Source organism: Bacteroidota bacterium (genome assembly GCA_021300195.1).
Taxonomy (GTDB): domain Bacteria; phylum Bacteroidota; class Bacteroidia; order J057; family JAJTIE01; genus JAJTIE01.
Genome location: JAJTIE010000060.1, coordinates 1 through 14621 on the forward strand (window position 1 = coordinate 1; position 14621 = coordinate 14621).

Sequence of the window (14621 nt, forward strand, 5' to 3'; positions counted from 1 at the left end):
GCGATAGTAACGATTTATTGTGTTCCGATTAATCTGCAAAAGACTCGAGGCCTGGGTGGCTGTTAGCTCCAGGGCGAATGCTTGCAGAATCTTTTTCTGCTTGTATCCGCCTAATTTGCTGTTATTCATTGACTTACAAGGTAATTTCTTATACCTTGATAGTCAAGCCCCAATAGCTGAAGATTGACACCGGATTTGCCTGTGGCAGCACATGCCTGGCTCACGCATACAACTTGCGTGCTGCTGCCTGCTGTGGAGGTCGGCGTACTTTTGTAGCGCTCATCAGCTAGGGTACTAGCATCGAAATGGGTTTAAGCTTGGGCAGAGCCGTTTACGGGAGAAATTTACGTTTCTTTATAATGCCCGTTGTATACAGGGTGGTAAGCACTAGTGCCAGGCCCGCAAGAAAGAGGAAAGAATGCCACGCGAGCCCGTAGAAGGCCTGCGTAGCAAAATAGCCGACCCCAAACAGGGCAAGCCAGGTAAACACGCTGGCTACCACTGCAAGCAGAATCAGTACCAAGGGCACTACGAGGGTAATTGCCTCTTTGGCAACATCTGTCTTGACCACTGCGATAAGTGCTGTATTAAAAACCGCAAGAGCTACAGACAGCCCGGAGAAGATGGCGGCCCTGGCCCCATAGCCCCCCAGGCCCTGTAGAAGTAGAATAAGAATAGGCCCACCCACTATGCCCGCCAGGGCACTCAGGCCGGCTAGAATAAGGAGGAATACAAAGAATTCTAAGGTGTCCATTTTCCCTTTTTTCTGGTGTTGAGGTTTAGCGGTATTGCGTGCGGTATGTTTCAGCTGTTTGACACCCGGCATGCGGCGCAGAGCCTGGACGTGCTGGTTTTTGGGGTAGTGCGTGCTGGTTAGCTTGGTCTCCGGGCTGCCAGGGCCCTGCCCGGGCAGGGAGGGCACGGCAGGCAGGGGTACCGGTGCCGAAGCAGGCTGGGGAGACACGGCCGGTACCGTAACACGGGCCGCACCTTTGCGTAGCCCCTCATGTCTGTAGCCAGGCCGGTAGAGTGCCCTGCCAGGCAGTAGATGTAGAAGGATTGTAAAAAATCTGGGCACATAATCCTGTCAGCAAATCTCATGCCAGCTGAGCCAGGGGTAGGATTTTATACGGTTACACAAGGTCGGTATGGCCTACTGGTGCCCGAGGTCGGAACAGAGTGCATACCAAGCTCCCTAAGAATCGTGGTACATATCTAGATGTCCAAGGCCTACCATAGCGATCGTAAAGCCCGGTATTTCTGTACTGACTGATTAAAGTGCCCGGAAATACCACCTTCGTACAGGCAAAGGGTAGACAGAAACTACTGGTAGCCAGGGGCCGGCTGGCCGGGGGCTGTGCCCTACCATTCGGGCACCAATTTTTACCGTTCGCGCACCCATTCATGTTATACTCTGCTTTCGTGCATATATTGGGGCTATGTACAGGCTCTCGTACGCTATTCCGTTGCTGCTGGCCCTCGCGCTTTGTCCGAACGTTGCCCAGGCCCAGCGCACCTGGTATTTTGGAAACAGGGCGGGGGTTTCTTTTGCCAACCCCGCCAACCCCGTAGGGATAACCGGCAGCCAGATGAATACCCAGGAGGGCTGTACCGCCGGTTATGATACCGATGGGAGCCTGCTCTTCTATACCGACGGTAGTACGCTATGGGACGCAGATCATGCAGTTGTGGCTACCGACCTGCGGGGTGGCGGTTCTTCCACCCAGTCGGGCGTAGTGGTGCGTGCCCCAGGATCGTGCAATGAATTTTATGTTTTTTCCGTACAGCAGCTGAACGGGGGCACGCCCGGAGACTTGCATTATTCCCGGGTGCAGGATGATGGTACGGGCGATGTTTCGCTGGTGGCAGGCCCTATTTTTATTCGTACCGGGGTTACCGAGCGCATTACCGCCATCCCGCACGCCAATGGCACTGATTTTTGGATCCTGGCCCACGAGCGCGGAAACAATGTGTTTGTGGCCTATCTGCTTACCCCCGACGGGTTGTCGGCCACGGCCATAGCCTCGGCAGTGGGCACCGCCCAGATACCCAATGACCTGGGCGGGGGGAGCAAAAACTCGATTTGGGCCGGCGTGCTGAAGGCTAGCCCAGACCACACCAGGGTGGCCTGCGCAATGGAGCAGTCCTTTCCCCGCATCTTCGAAGTCTATGATTTCGATCAGGGCACCGGTGTTTTATCGAATGCGCAAACCATTGAGCTGCCTGAATTCAGTATTCCACAGTTTTTTTTGGGCATGTATATAGGGGATGCGAACATACCACTTCCGGCCTATGGTCTCCAGTTTTCACCTTCTTCCCGTTATCTGTATGTCAGTACAAGGGGTCGGGGTGGATTTCCGATCTTGCAGTATGACCTGGAGGTAGCCGACTTGGCCGGATCGTGGCAGAGCCTACCAGGCTCTGAGACCGAAGATTTTCGTGGTGATATGCAAATCGGCCCAGATGGCCGTATCTATGTGGCAAATTCAAATGCAACTCTTTTTACGGAGTCGAATGCCGACTTTTTGAGCCGCATCGAAACGCCCGACCTTCCCGCCAACGATCCCGCCTTTTCATTCACCCAAACCGCTGTAGCCCTGGCTGCCGGTACCAGCAGCCGCGAGGGTCTGCCCAACTTTTTTGCCGGTCAGTTGTCTTTCGACTTCGAGCTGGGCGCGGAGGAAACCCTGGAAATACCCGATTTTGAGGTGCCTGGGGTGCTGCGGGGCCCCAAGGGGACCGACTACCAGTATACCTGGTACTTCAACGATTCCCCCCAGGCCACTACAGCAGATACCCTGGTGGCCAATGTAGCGGGCACCTATAAGCTGACGGTAGAAACACCCTGTGCGCAGACAGCCACCCGCTCTATTGTGCTACGCATTGCCCCTTCCCCGGCTTTTGCCTTCGGGCCAGATGAACTGCTGTGCCCGGGCGAGCGAAGACAGCTGGTGGGCGCCCCCAACAGGGACAACTTTGACTACACCTGGTATCGAGATGGCACCGCCATAGCACCCGATAGTACCGTAACACTTACCATCGATGCGCCCGGCACCTATGTGCTTTCCGTCCGAAATGATTATATAGACGTACGAGATACCATTGCCTTCCGCACCCCGCCGCCTGTGCCGAACATAAGCCTGGGAGCTGATGTAGACAACCTTTGCCGAAATGAGCCGCTGGTGCTGAGTGCACCTGCCCAGGAGGGCTTTTTGTACGAATGGTACCGAAATGACGAGAAGGCAGGTATGGAGGCCACCTACACCGTGACCCTGCCCGGTACCTATGTGGTACGGGTGTATACTGACTGTGAGCAGAAGCGAGATACCCTTATTGTAAGCCAGCAGCAAGCCAGCCTGCCGGAGCCCGAACTGGGGCCAGACAGGCGCATATGCCGGGCCGAGGCCCTCGTGCTACAGGCCCCCATGGCCGATGTCATTACCTGGTTCTACAACGGCCAGCCGGTGCCTGGGCAGCAGACGCTGGTGGCCACCGAGTCCGGCACCTACGCAGTGGTGCTGGAAGACGAATGTGCGCAACTGGCCGATACCGTGATACTGACCGCTGAACCAGATATGCCCGCCCTTTCCCTGCCCCCCACCTATGATCTGTGTGCACTGCTTGGGCAGGCCCTGAACGGAGGCCTTTCGGGTGGCGACAGCTATCAGTATACCTGGACAGACGGGGGTGGCATGATCCTCAGTCAAGACTCTCTCTATACCCCCCGTACCCCCGGTACGGTATCACTGACAGTAACCAACTCCTGTGGCGATACCCGCCAGGCCGAGCTAAGTGTAGAGGCCGTAGGTGGCCCCAGCCCGGCCCAGTGGGGGAATGTGATCACCCCCAATGGCGACGGCATCAATGAGGTGTTCCCGCCCCGGGAGTATGCAGGTAGCCTTCCCATCCGGCTCACCGTATTCGACCGCTGGGGACGTGCTGTACACACGGGCAATGGGCCTTGGCAGCCAGACCAGCGCACGCCAGAGGGTGTATACACCGTACATGTGGAGTATACCAACTGCAACGGGAACACACAACGCGCCGTGCGGAGCCTCACCCTGCTGAGGTAGGGACATGCGTAGATGGCAGAGCCTGGCCATTTTTTGCTGCAAGCAGATACCAAAATCGTCGTATCTTTGCCGTTCACATTTACTGGACGTATGCAAACTGTTGTTTCATCTATCGATCATATTGCCCAGCTGCTGGGCAGCCGCGCCGAGGAGCTGCTGAGCTACAAGGCCGTGTATGGCAAGGAACACCTGCACCTGCCCGGCCCCGGCCATCTGGACGCGAATTTCGCCCTGAGCGACCGGCCCCAGCCGGTTATAAACAACCTGAACCGGCTATACAACACCGGCCGCCTGGCAGGCACCGGCTACCTCAGCATCTTCCCCGTAGACCAGGGGATAGAGCACAGCGCCGCAGCCAGCTTTGCCCCAAACCCTATCTATTTCGACCCTGAAAACATTGTAAAACTGGCCCTGGAGGCAGGCTGCAATGGCGTAGCCTCTACCTATGGCGTACTGGCCAGCGTTGCCCGGAAGTATGCGCACAAAATCCCCTTTGTGGTGAAGATAAACCACAACGAGATGCTGACCTACCCCAATAAATTTGACCAGATCCTGTACGGAACCGTAGAGGATGCCTACAACATGGGGGCAGCGGCCATAGGGGCCACCATCTACTTTGGCAGCGAGGAAGCCACTCGCCAGATTAGCGAGATTGCCAGTGCCTTTGCCTACGCACACGAGCTGGGCCTGGGCACCATCCTGTGGTGCTACCTGCGAAATAGCGATTTCAAAAAAGACGGGGTAGACTACCATGTGAGCGCCGACCTGACTGGCCAGGCCAACCACATAGGCGTAACCATCAAGGCCGACATCATCAAGCAAAAGCTGCCCGAAAATAACGGAGGCTATACTGCCCTCAACTTCGGCAAGACCCACAAAAAGGTGTATACCGACCTGAGCGGCCCCCACCCCATAGACCTGGCCCGCTATCAGGTGCTAAACTGCTATGCAGGCAAGATCAGCCTGATTAACAGTGGCGGCGCCAGCGGCGGTGCCAGCGACCTGGCCGATGCGGTGGCTACTGCCGTGATAAACAAGCGCGCTGGTGGGGCCGGCCTCATCCTGGGGCGCAAGGCTTTTCAGCGTCCGTTTGAAGAGGGCGTAAAGCTCATCCAGACTGTGCAAGACGTGTACCTGAGCAAGGAAATTACCATTGCCTAGGCACAGGCCACGCCGTTTGCCCCAGCACGGGGCTTGCAGCCCCCACATTTATTCCCGACCTTGGGCTTAACTAAGTAGTGTATGAGTTGGCTAAAGCGAGAGAAAGAGGGTATCCTGACCTCCACCGCTCAAAAAATAGAGGCCCCCGATGGCCTGTGGACCAAGTGTCCGAACTGCAAGAACCCCACGCACATCAAGGAGCTGCGTGAGAATCTGCACGTGTGCCCGGCCTGCCACTACCACTACAAGGTAGGCAGCAAGGAATACTTCGAGATCTTCTTTGACAAGGGGAAGTACACCGAGCTGGATGCCGACCTGCAGAGTGCAAATCCCCTGAACTTCAAGGACACAAAGGACTACCCCGACCGCATACGCGCTACGCAGAAGCAAACCGGCCTGAAGGATGCCCTCCGATCGGCCCATGGCAAAATGGATGGACGGACGGTGGTGATAGCCTGCATGGACTTCGCCTTCATAGGCGGCAGCATGGGCAGCGTGGTAGGCGAGAAGATAGCCCGGGCCATAGTGAAGGCCATGGAGCTGGAGGCTCCCTTTATCATGATCAGCAAAAGTGGCGGAGCCCGCATGATGGAGGGTGCCCTTAGCCTGATGCAGATGGCCAAAACCAGCGCCCGCCTGGCCCAGCTGGCACAGAGGGGGCTACCCTACATCAGCCTGCTAACGGACCCCACCACTGGCGGCGTTACGGCCAGCTATGCCATGCTAGGCGACTTCAACGTAGCCGAGCCCGGTGCCCTTATCGGCTTTGCCGGCCCCCGCGTTATCCGCGAAACCATTGGCAGAGACCTGCCAGAGGGCTTCCAGAGTAGTGAGTTTTTGCAGGAAAAAGGGTTTGTAGACTTCATCGTGCACCGCCATGAGCTGAAAAACAAGCTGGGCGAACTGCTGATGCTGCTGGGTAAGTAGGCGGAAGCGGCTCATTCAGATTCTGAAGTAAGAACGGTGCGTCTCTTCTCTCACCCCATCCTGTGCAACTACTACCTCACCTACCGCTGCAATGCCTGCTGTAGCTTTTGCGATATATGGGAGCGCCCCAGCCCCTATGTAGGCCTGGAGCAGGTAGAGGCCAACCTGCGCGACCTGAAGCGCCTGGGGGTGCGGGTTATTGACTTTACGGGCGGCGAGCCACTGCTGCACCGCCAGCTGCCCCACTTCCTCCGGCTGGCCAGAGAGATGGGCTTTATCACCACCGTTACCACCAACGGGCTGCTGTACCCCCGGCAGGCCGAGGCCCTCCGTGGGCTGATAGATATGCTGCACCTGAGCCTGGATAGCATAGACCGAGATACCCACGACACTGGCCGAGGGGTGGCCTGCTACGACTTTGTACTGCGTAGCCTGGACCTGGCCCGACAGCTGGGCGAAAGGCCGGATGTACTGTTCACCGTAACGGAGCACAACCTGCACGAAATAGAGGCTGTATACCAGCAGATAACCCAGCCCCGGGGCCTGATGCTGATCCTGAACCCGCTCTTTGCCTACCCCCGCTTCGACGATCCGGCGCGTGGGGTGGGGGGGTACCACGCTGCCACGGCTACCCAGGCCTTTGCCCATATGCGCAGCTGGGGAAAAAAGCCGGGTGTGTACCTGAACGAGGCCTTCCTGGGCCTGAGGGAGGCCGGCGGAAACCAAACCCGGAACCCGGTGTGCGTGGCTGCCAGCAGCACGGTGGTTATCAGCCCCGAGGATAAACTGCTGCTACCCTGCTATCACCTGGGCCTGGAGGCCTTCCCTATCCAGGGCCAGCTGTACCAGCTGTGGCACCAGCCCCAGGTAGCTGCGGCCCGCCAGCTGGAGGGCCGCCTGCCGCAGTGCCAAGGTTGCACCATCAACTGCTATATGCAGCCTAGCTTTGCCTACCAGACCAACCGCTACTTCTGGCAGGCACTGCCCAGCACCCTGCGCTACACCCTGGAAAAATTTATCTATACCTAGGCCCGTGGATGCCTACAGATCTGGGCAAAAGAGTGTGGCCGGGGCGCGGCTGGCAGCAGCCCGCGCATTATATTTGTGCCCGAAAAAACTACATCCACCTTATGGGAAGAGCCTTTGAATACCGTAGAGCTGCCAAGGAGAGGCGATGGGCTACCATGTCTCGCGTATTCCCCAAGCTGAGTAAGGCCATCACCTTTGCTGCCAAAAGCGGAGGGGCCGATCCGGAGCTGAATGCCCCCTTGCGCATGGCTATCCAGAATGCCAAGAATGCCAACATGCCCAAGGACAACATCGAGGCCGCCATCCGGCGTGCCACCGATCAGGACCAGAGCGGGCTGGACAACATCCGCTACGAGGGCTATGGCCCACATGGCATCGCCATCATTGTAGAAACTACCACCGATAACCCGAACCGAACCGTGGCCAACCTCCGCACCATTTTTGGCCGCGCGGGTGGCAGCCTCGGCGTATCCAACTCTGTGGCCTTTCAGTTCTCCCACCTGGGGGTATTCCGCATACCCGCAGCCGGCCAGGACCTGGACGAGCTGCAGCTACAGCTGATAGACTATGGCCTGGAGGAGCTGATGGAGGAGGAAACAGAAGATGGGGGGGCCGAGCTGGTGATCCTCACGCCTTTCGAGGCTTTTGGCCAAATGCAAAAGGGCCTGGAGGGCTTGGGTATCGAGATCCTGAAGGCAGAGATACAGTGGTTTCCGAACGTAACCACAGAGCTGACCGAGGCGCAACAGGCCGACATTGATAAGCTGGTGGACAAACTGCAGGACGACGACGACGTACAGGACGTATACACCAGCCTGGCCCCCTAGTGGGGGCGTATGCCTGCACCCGCACGGGCGCATTGCCGTGCGTTAACGAAAGCGCTTGAAGCCGATAGCCGCACGCTGCCTGTCTGGTGCCGTCAGGGTACTGAATTCCTGCACATCGGCTAGTTCCAGCTCTTTTAGCATCTCGCGGGTGCGTTGCTTGGGGTTCATCTTGGCCAGGCGTAGATGCTGGTTTTTTACTGCCTGGTCTACAATCTTGCGTACCGAACGTGCATTGCCAAAGTATTTGTCCCTTCCGTTCACCAGTTCATCCATATAGCGCTCCAGGTGGGCGTGTGCCTCTGGTGTGGGGGTTACGCCCTCTTTGCTAAACATGCTGAGGGCAATCTGCATCAGGTCTTCCAGTCGGTAGTCTTCAAAGCTGAAGGTCTTGTCGAAGCGGCTGCGCAGGCCTGGGTTCGAGTTCAGGAAGCTGTCCATATTCTCTGGGTACCCGGCGGCTATCACCACAAACTCTCCGCGTTGGTCTTCCATCCGTTTCAGCAGGGTGGCAATGGCCTCATTGCCGTAGCTATCATGGGGCCCCTGCTGCAGGGTATAGGCCTCGTCTATAAACAGCACACCCCCAATGGCTTCGTCTATTACGCGCGTGGTGAGCTGGGCTGTTTGGCCCAGGTATCCGGCTACCAGCTTCTGGCGGTCTACCTCTACCAGGTGGCCCCGCTCCAGTATGCCCAGGTGTTTATATATGTTGGCCATCAGGCGCGCCACAGTAGTTTTGCCCGTGCCGGGGTTTCCCACAAAGATGGTGTGCAGGTTAAATTCGTCTCGTACGTTCTTGCCAATCTCTTTGTAGAATCGCACCAGTTGCACCATTTCAGCTATTTCATTCTTGATAACCTCCAGGCCAATCAGGTTTCCCAGCTCGTGCAGGTTGTGCCGCAGGGGCTCTTCATCCACCGGTATGTCCACCCACTTGTGGCCACTTTGCCGAAAGATCTTTTGAACGTCTTCCAGCCTTACGGTGCTCAGTTCTTCGGCACTCAGGCTCTCCAGCTGCTGGTTGCCCATCAGGCGCAGGCCCATGTTTACCTTGGCAACCTCTATCAGGCTGTTCACTAGCCGGGCATTGCCAAAGGTGCGGTCGCGTGCTCGGTACTTTCGCACCAGCTCATCATACAGGCATTCGCGGGCATCAGCTGTTAGCGCGATGCCGCGCTTTATGGCCGTGTATTCGCTGATCAGAATTAGCTCTTGTGGGGTATAGTCCGGAAAGTTGAAGACGTGGGTGAAACGGCTGCGCAGCCCGGGGTTGCTGTCCAAAAAATTTTGCATCTCCTCGGGGTATCCGGCTACTATAACGGCGATGTTGCCCTCCCCGTCGCTCATCTCTTTCAGCAGGATCTCGATTACCTCTCGGCCAAAGTCTTTGGCATCGTCAGATTTACGGGCCAGGCTATAGGCCTCGTCTATAAACAGGATGCCCCCCTTGGCTTTGGTTATGGCCTCTTTTACTTTTGGCGCTGTTTGGCCAATGTACTCGCCCACCAGGTGGCTGCGGTCCACCTCATACACATGGCCGCGCGTTAGCAGGCCCATGTTTTTGTATATACGCCCCATCATCTGTGCTACAGATGTTTTTCCGGTACCGGGGTTTCCTACAAACACGGAGTGGAGGCTGGGTTTTTCGTTTCCTTCCAAGCCCTTTTTATTTCGTATGGAGAGGAAGTTCAGGTAAGTAATGTACTCCTTCACCATGGTCTTTATGTTCTCCAGGCCTATCAGGTCATCCAGTGCCTCTACCGGGTTTCGCTCGTCCTGTACCTCTTCGGGGTGGATGGCAAGCAGGGTGGCCTGGCTGCCGGGTAGGTAGAAAAACTGGTCTCCTGCCTCTTCAAACGCCTCGCCAGCACTAAAGGGCAGCACAGCGATAACGCGGTCCATGAATACGACTTCCAGCTTATAGTCGTCTGCATACCAGCTTCCGGCTCTTTTGCTTCCCCAGCCAGCGCTTGTGTGTATCAGGGGCATTAGGCCGTTTACCATGATTAGCTCGTGGTTATAGCCCTTCAGCTGCCCGGTGTCTGAATAAAAGTTGAAAAGAAGCTCGCAGGGCCAGCTGCCTTGGTCGCCGAATAGCAGGTTCTCTGCTTCAAACTCTACCCACACAAAGCGGGTAGCATTCTTGTCAAAAACCTTGTAGTACGTCCGGTTTTCCCTGGGGCAGTCGTCCTGGTCTGCCTCATACAGTTTCAGGCTCGTAATCCGGAAAAAGGGATTCTCCTCGAGCGTTACCCGCCCTTTGTCTACTATGTAGAAGTAGGTGCTGGTATCTATCTTCTCCCCGTCTATCCAGGCCTCCCAGTAGTAGGTGCCCTCGCTCCAAAAGCCGCCCACCTTGTCTACCCCCCAGCCCTGGCGGATGTATACGATGTTCTCCTGGGTGTCTATGGTTTGCTTTACATCAATGTTGCAGATCTGCCGCCCGCTCAGCTCAAAGGCTTTTAGCTGGCAGTGGATGGGCCATGCTTCTTCATCAAACAATTTGTTGTAGAAAGAGAACTCGGCATATACAAAGGATACTTCGCTCTTCTCGAACACCTGGCGGTACTTTTTCTTGTCGTCTACCAGGTTTTCTTTGGAGGCGTATACCTTTAGGTCTCGGAACTTGAAGGGCTTAAATCCATCGGGCTTTTGCATGGTCTTTTGGGCGTACGGGCGGGGTGTAGTTTCAGTTATCTAAGGTAGAAAGTAGGCGGGTATAAACCCAACGTATATCCCCACCTAATTTTACCCGGGGGTAAAAAGCCATCTCGCAGGCCTTCGTACCTTGTGCCACATGTGGCTCGCATTTTCAGTAGGCTGTATATGGCTTCTGTCTAGCATCATAAGTGGCATGCTGGCAGTGGAGGATTTTTCACTGGGCGCCTGGCTGAGTAGTACGCTAATGTTGGTCAGTTTGTTGCACCTGCTGCACCGGCGCAGGGCAGGGCACTACGTATTTTTACTTAGCCGAAGGCTTGTACGGATAGCGGTTTCCACGGTTCTGCCGTTTGGTTTTTTGGGCTATCTGCTAGCTGGCAGGTTTCTTCATCCGGGCCTTTGGGGGCTGATGTGGCTAAACCTGATCCTGCTACATGGGGTGCTGGCCCACCGTCGGCGGCCTGTTACGTAGGGGTATGCCCGCCGGTTGGGCTAAGGGCGGCCACCTGGGTGTGCTAGCTGGCTAGTGCCCGCAGTATGTCTCCTAGCACTTGTGCACGTTCCAGCTCCTTCATTACCTCGTGATACAGACCTGGGTAAATGCGGTGCTGCTGCCCCTGGGGTAGCCGGGCAAACAGCTCCTGCTGTGCCTTTAGAGACACAATTTTGTCGTCGCCGGCAGAGAAAATCCAGGTAGGTATTTGCACCCGATCGGCCTCGGCCATGCAGCGTGCCTGGGCTTCCTCTATGGCCTGGTACCAGCGCACGGTCAGCCATTTTCGGATCAGGGGATCGCGCTTGCCCTCCGCCACCAGCTGGGTGTCATGCGTTAGCTGCTCCTGCTTTATACTGGCGGGCAGGCTGGCGTATTCATACAGCCGGGCTAGCAGCCGGGCCACGGCTTTTTGCCAGCCGGGCACTGGCTTGGCAGTAGCCATAAATGGGCTGCTAAGTAGCAGCTTCTCGGGCCGGATGGCACCCTGCTGGACGGCACGCAGGGCCACCAGGCCCCCCATGCTGTGTGCCAGGATGGCATAGGGCTGCGCCACCCCAGCTTGCTGTAGGGCCTGCTGCAGGTCTGCTATGTATTCGTCTGCTGTGCGGATGTACATGCTGCGGCCCGGTGCCCTGCCGTGCCCTCGCAGGGTAGGGGTCAGGCAGTGGTAGCCATGGGGCCGAAACCAATCTGCCACCAGCTGGTACTTGTCTCCGTGCTCAAAGGCACCGTGCACTATGAGTAAAGTCTTCATCCTATCAGGTTGTTTCGGTGTGTACGGCATCGGGCTGTTCGGCTATCACTATCCAGTTTGTCCGCATCTGCCGGATGTGGTGGTGGGGGAAAATGAGGCCGAACGCTTGCAAAAAGTGCTCGGTGCGGGTTTTCGTTTGTTCGGTATGCACCAGCCGGTTCCAGATCAGTAGCCCACCCGGGGCCAGGGCGCGCTTGCAGGCCTCTATTACCGCCAGCTGGTCCATAGCTTCCGGAACCAGCTCGTCCACAAACACGTCCACACACACCAGGTCATACCTCCCCTGCTGCTGCTGTAGGTAGGTGGCCGCATCGGCCTCCACAATCTGCAGGTTTGGGTGTCTGTCAAGGCCAAAGTATGCCTTGCCCAGCTCGATCACTTTGGGGTCTAGCTCCACGCCTGTAACAGCCGGGCGCCGCCCCCGTGCTGCCAGCAGGGGCACAATGCTGCCTGCACCCAGGCCCAGTACCAGCACAGTCTGCATAGGCCTGTGGTAAACACCCAGTGCCCGGAAGGTACGGTGAAAGACTTCTTTCAGTTCGCCCTCGCTATAGTTGGTACGGCGGCTATGGAGCAGATAACTACCCCCGCTGTAGATAACCTCTAGCCCCGGGCTGACAGTACTTTCTGCCTCTTTCACCACAAAAGGCACCAGATAACTTGCCAGCCGCCTGAGGAGTGAAGCCATGCGCCAAGCTACGCCTATTCTGCCAGTTCTGCCAGTTTTTGCAACCCGTGCCTGCACGCCCTGGCACCTTCTCGGCCACAGGCGGCTGTGTGGTTCCCTTGCCTGTAGCAGTGGGGCTCAGGCGAATGTTAATCTTTGGTTGTTTTTTCGCGTACACCGTTCTGGTGCCAGGTGTAGCTAAAATGGCTACTTGAGCCTGTTTATGCGGTTTTTGGTAACCTTTTCGGTGTCAAACCGGTACAAGGCAGTAGGCAGATCAGGAAGCTCTGTGCTCGGGGGGGGACAAACGTTCGTGTGGGGTTTCGGTCATATTCCGGTTTGTGGTTTGCTTGTTGAACATAAACTTTTAAATTTGCGGGTTGGAAAGCCCTTCTTCACCTTTACCTAGAAATTTAAATTTATTATGAACAGACGTGTTTATATCTTTCTGTTTTTCTTCTTTGGCACAGCCGCCGTACTGCGTGCCCAGAACGTGGGCATCGGCACCACCACCCCCACTGCCACCCTGGATGTAAACGGCGAGATAAGGGCCGGTAGCACGGGTGCCGCAGCTGGCACTGCCGGTGCGGGTGCCCTGCGGTGGAACGGCACCAGCCTGCAGGTAAGCAACGGCACCACCTGGCAGAGTGTGAGCGCCACCAGCAACTGGCAGCTGACGGGCAACACCGGAACCAACCCCGCTGTGGAGTATCTGGGTACTGCCGATGCGACCGACTTTGTGCTGCGCACCAGTGCGCTGGAGCGCGTGCGCATACTGGCAGGTGGGAACATCTCCATAACCGGAAATGTGGGCATAGGCGATGCCAGCCCCTTGGCTGCCCTTACCGTGGGTAGTGGCGACCTGTTTCAGGTAGTCAGCACCGGGCATGTGCGCAGTATATTGGGTACGGTAGGCGCGCCTACCTACTCCTTCACAGGCAGCACCAATACCGGCATCTATAGCCCTGCTGTAGGGCAGGTGGCGGTGGCCACCAATGGCGCAGCCCGTTTGTTTGTAGACAACACGGGGCGTGTAGCAATAGGCACCACGGCACCGGTGGCTGGCGCGGCCCTACAAATAAACTCTACCACGGGCGGTTTTCTACCTCCGCGTATGAATGATGCTCAGCGCAATGCCATACCGGCTGCCTCGCTGGCCGATGGGATGGTTATCTTCAACACCGATGCCGACTGTTTGCAGTTTTACCAGGCTGGTAACTGGGAGACCGTGTGCGGTGATCCCTTGAACTGCGACTTCAATACCGTGCCCTCCATAGGTGCGCTAAATATAGAAGAAGGCGCGAGCCAAACCATCACTGTAACCCTGACTACCGTAGCAGGCACACCCGGAAACATTACCACTACCCTGATCAGCCCCATCCCGGAGATTACGATAGATACCCCTACCCCCCAGCCCGCCAACCTTTCCGGTGCATCCACTACCCAGACCGTAAAAATTAACGTAGCCGCTGGCACCACTGCCGCAACCTACTTCTTGCAGCTACGGCATGTAGCGGCATGCGGCGTTACCAAGTTTACCTTCCTGACACTTACCGTAACGGCCTGCGATTTTCAGTTGTCTTATAGCACTACTGGAAATAACCTACAAACTCCAAACCTGGTAACGGCCACTCTTACTACCATATTGAACATAACCCAAAGCGGCAGTATACCCAGCACGGCAACCGTGGTAGTAACCCCCATCGCGGGTTCTAATATCGCCGTTAGCGTGGGTCCCGACTGTGGTTATACCTGCTCCAATACACTGAGTTTTGCCATCAATAGCGGGGGTATCACACCTGGAGGTACCTACGTTTTTCCGGTAACGGTAACATCAGGCTGCGGTACAGTGCGCAACTCGACAGTAACGATTACGGTAGATGATAGCTTCAGAAACTGTGCCCAGATACTGGCCTTGAATCCTAGCTCAGCAAGCGGAGTCTATACAATTGATCCAGATGGTGTGGGAGGTATTTCCGCTTTTAACTGCTACTGCGACATGACCACCGATGGCGGGGGCTGGACC

At 56.6% G+C, this 14621-nt stretch carries 11 protein-coding genes; 6 read left to right on the forward strand and 5 right to left on the reverse strand.

Features of this window, described 5'->3' with window-relative positions:
- Positions 1–129 (reverse strand): IS1595 family transposase (locus LW884_11055; protein MCE3008866.1); only part of this gene is annotated, 129 nt, incomplete at its 3' end.
- Between the two features lie 202 nt (positions 130–331).
- Positions 332–754 carry a hypothetical protein gene (locus LW884_11060; GenBank protein MCE3008867.1) on the reverse strand — a complete coding sequence of 141 codons (423 nt, stop codon included), beginning with the start codon at positions 752–754 and terminating at the stop codon, positions 332–334.
- Between the two features lie 685 nt (positions 755–1439).
- On the opposite strand from LW884_11060, the gene LW884_11065 reads away from it, so the two are divergent.
- The 5 genes from LW884_11065 (at position 1440) to LW884_11085 (ending at position 8017) form a co-directional block, all read left to right on the forward strand.
- On the forward strand, positions 1440–4073 hold the full coding sequence (locus tag LW884_11065; GenBank protein ID MCE3008868.1) for a gliding motility-associated C-terminal domain-containing protein: 2634 nt from the start codon (positions 1440–1442) through the stop codon (positions 4071–4073).
- Between the two features lie 90 nt (positions 4074–4163).
- Positions 4164–5234, forward strand: coding sequence for a class I fructose-bisphosphate aldolase (locus LW884_11070; protein MCE3008869.1), 1071 nt, complete (start codon positions 4164–4166; stop codon positions 5232–5234).
- 81 nt (positions 5235–5315) lie between these two features.
- Complete coding sequence (accD, locus tag LW884_11075) at positions 5316–6161, forward strand: acetyl-CoA carboxylase, carboxyltransferase subunit beta (protein MCE3008870.1); 846 nt, start codon at positions 5316–5318, stop codon at positions 6159–6161.
- Positions 6162–6197: 36 nt separating this feature from the next.
- Positions 6198–7190 carry a radical SAM protein gene (locus LW884_11080; protein MCE3008871.1) on the forward strand — a complete coding sequence of 331 codons (993 nt, stop codon included), beginning with the start codon at positions 6198–6200 and terminating at the stop codon, positions 7188–7190.
- A gap of 101 nt (positions 7191–7291) precedes the next feature.
- Positions 7292–8017 carry a YebC/PmpR family DNA-binding transcriptional regulator gene (locus LW884_11085; protein MCE3008872.1) on the forward strand — a complete coding sequence of 242 codons (726 nt, stop codon included), beginning with the start codon at positions 7292–7294 and terminating at the stop codon, positions 8015–8017.
- A gap of 42 nt (positions 8018–8059) precedes the next feature.
- On the opposite strand, the gene LW884_11090 is transcribed toward LW884_11085, so the two are convergent.
- The 3 genes from LW884_11090 to LW884_11100 form a co-directional block, all read right to left on the reverse strand.
- Complete coding sequence (locus LW884_11090; protein ID MCE3008873.1) at positions 8060–10675, reverse strand: AAA family ATPase; 2616 nt, start codon at positions 10673–10675, stop codon at positions 8060–8062.
- 518 nt (positions 10676–11193) lie between these two features.
- A complete protein-coding gene (locus LW884_11095; protein ID MCE3008874.1) occupies positions 11194–11928 on the reverse strand; it encodes an alpha/beta hydrolase in 735 nt (244 codons plus the stop codon).
- A 4-nt stretch (positions 11929–11932) separates the two neighbouring features.
- The gene (locus tag LW884_11100; protein MCE3008875.1) at positions 11933–12616 is read right to left on the reverse strand and encodes a fused MFS/spermidine synthase; all 684 of its coding nucleotides are present in this window, start codon (positions 12614–12616) and stop codon (positions 11933–11935) included.
- A gap of 403 nt (positions 12617–13019) precedes the next feature.
- Here LW884_11100 and LW884_11105 point away from each other — a divergent pair.
- Positions 13020–14621 (forward strand): hypothetical protein (locus LW884_11105; protein MCE3008876.1); only part of this gene is annotated, 1602 nt, incomplete at its 3' end.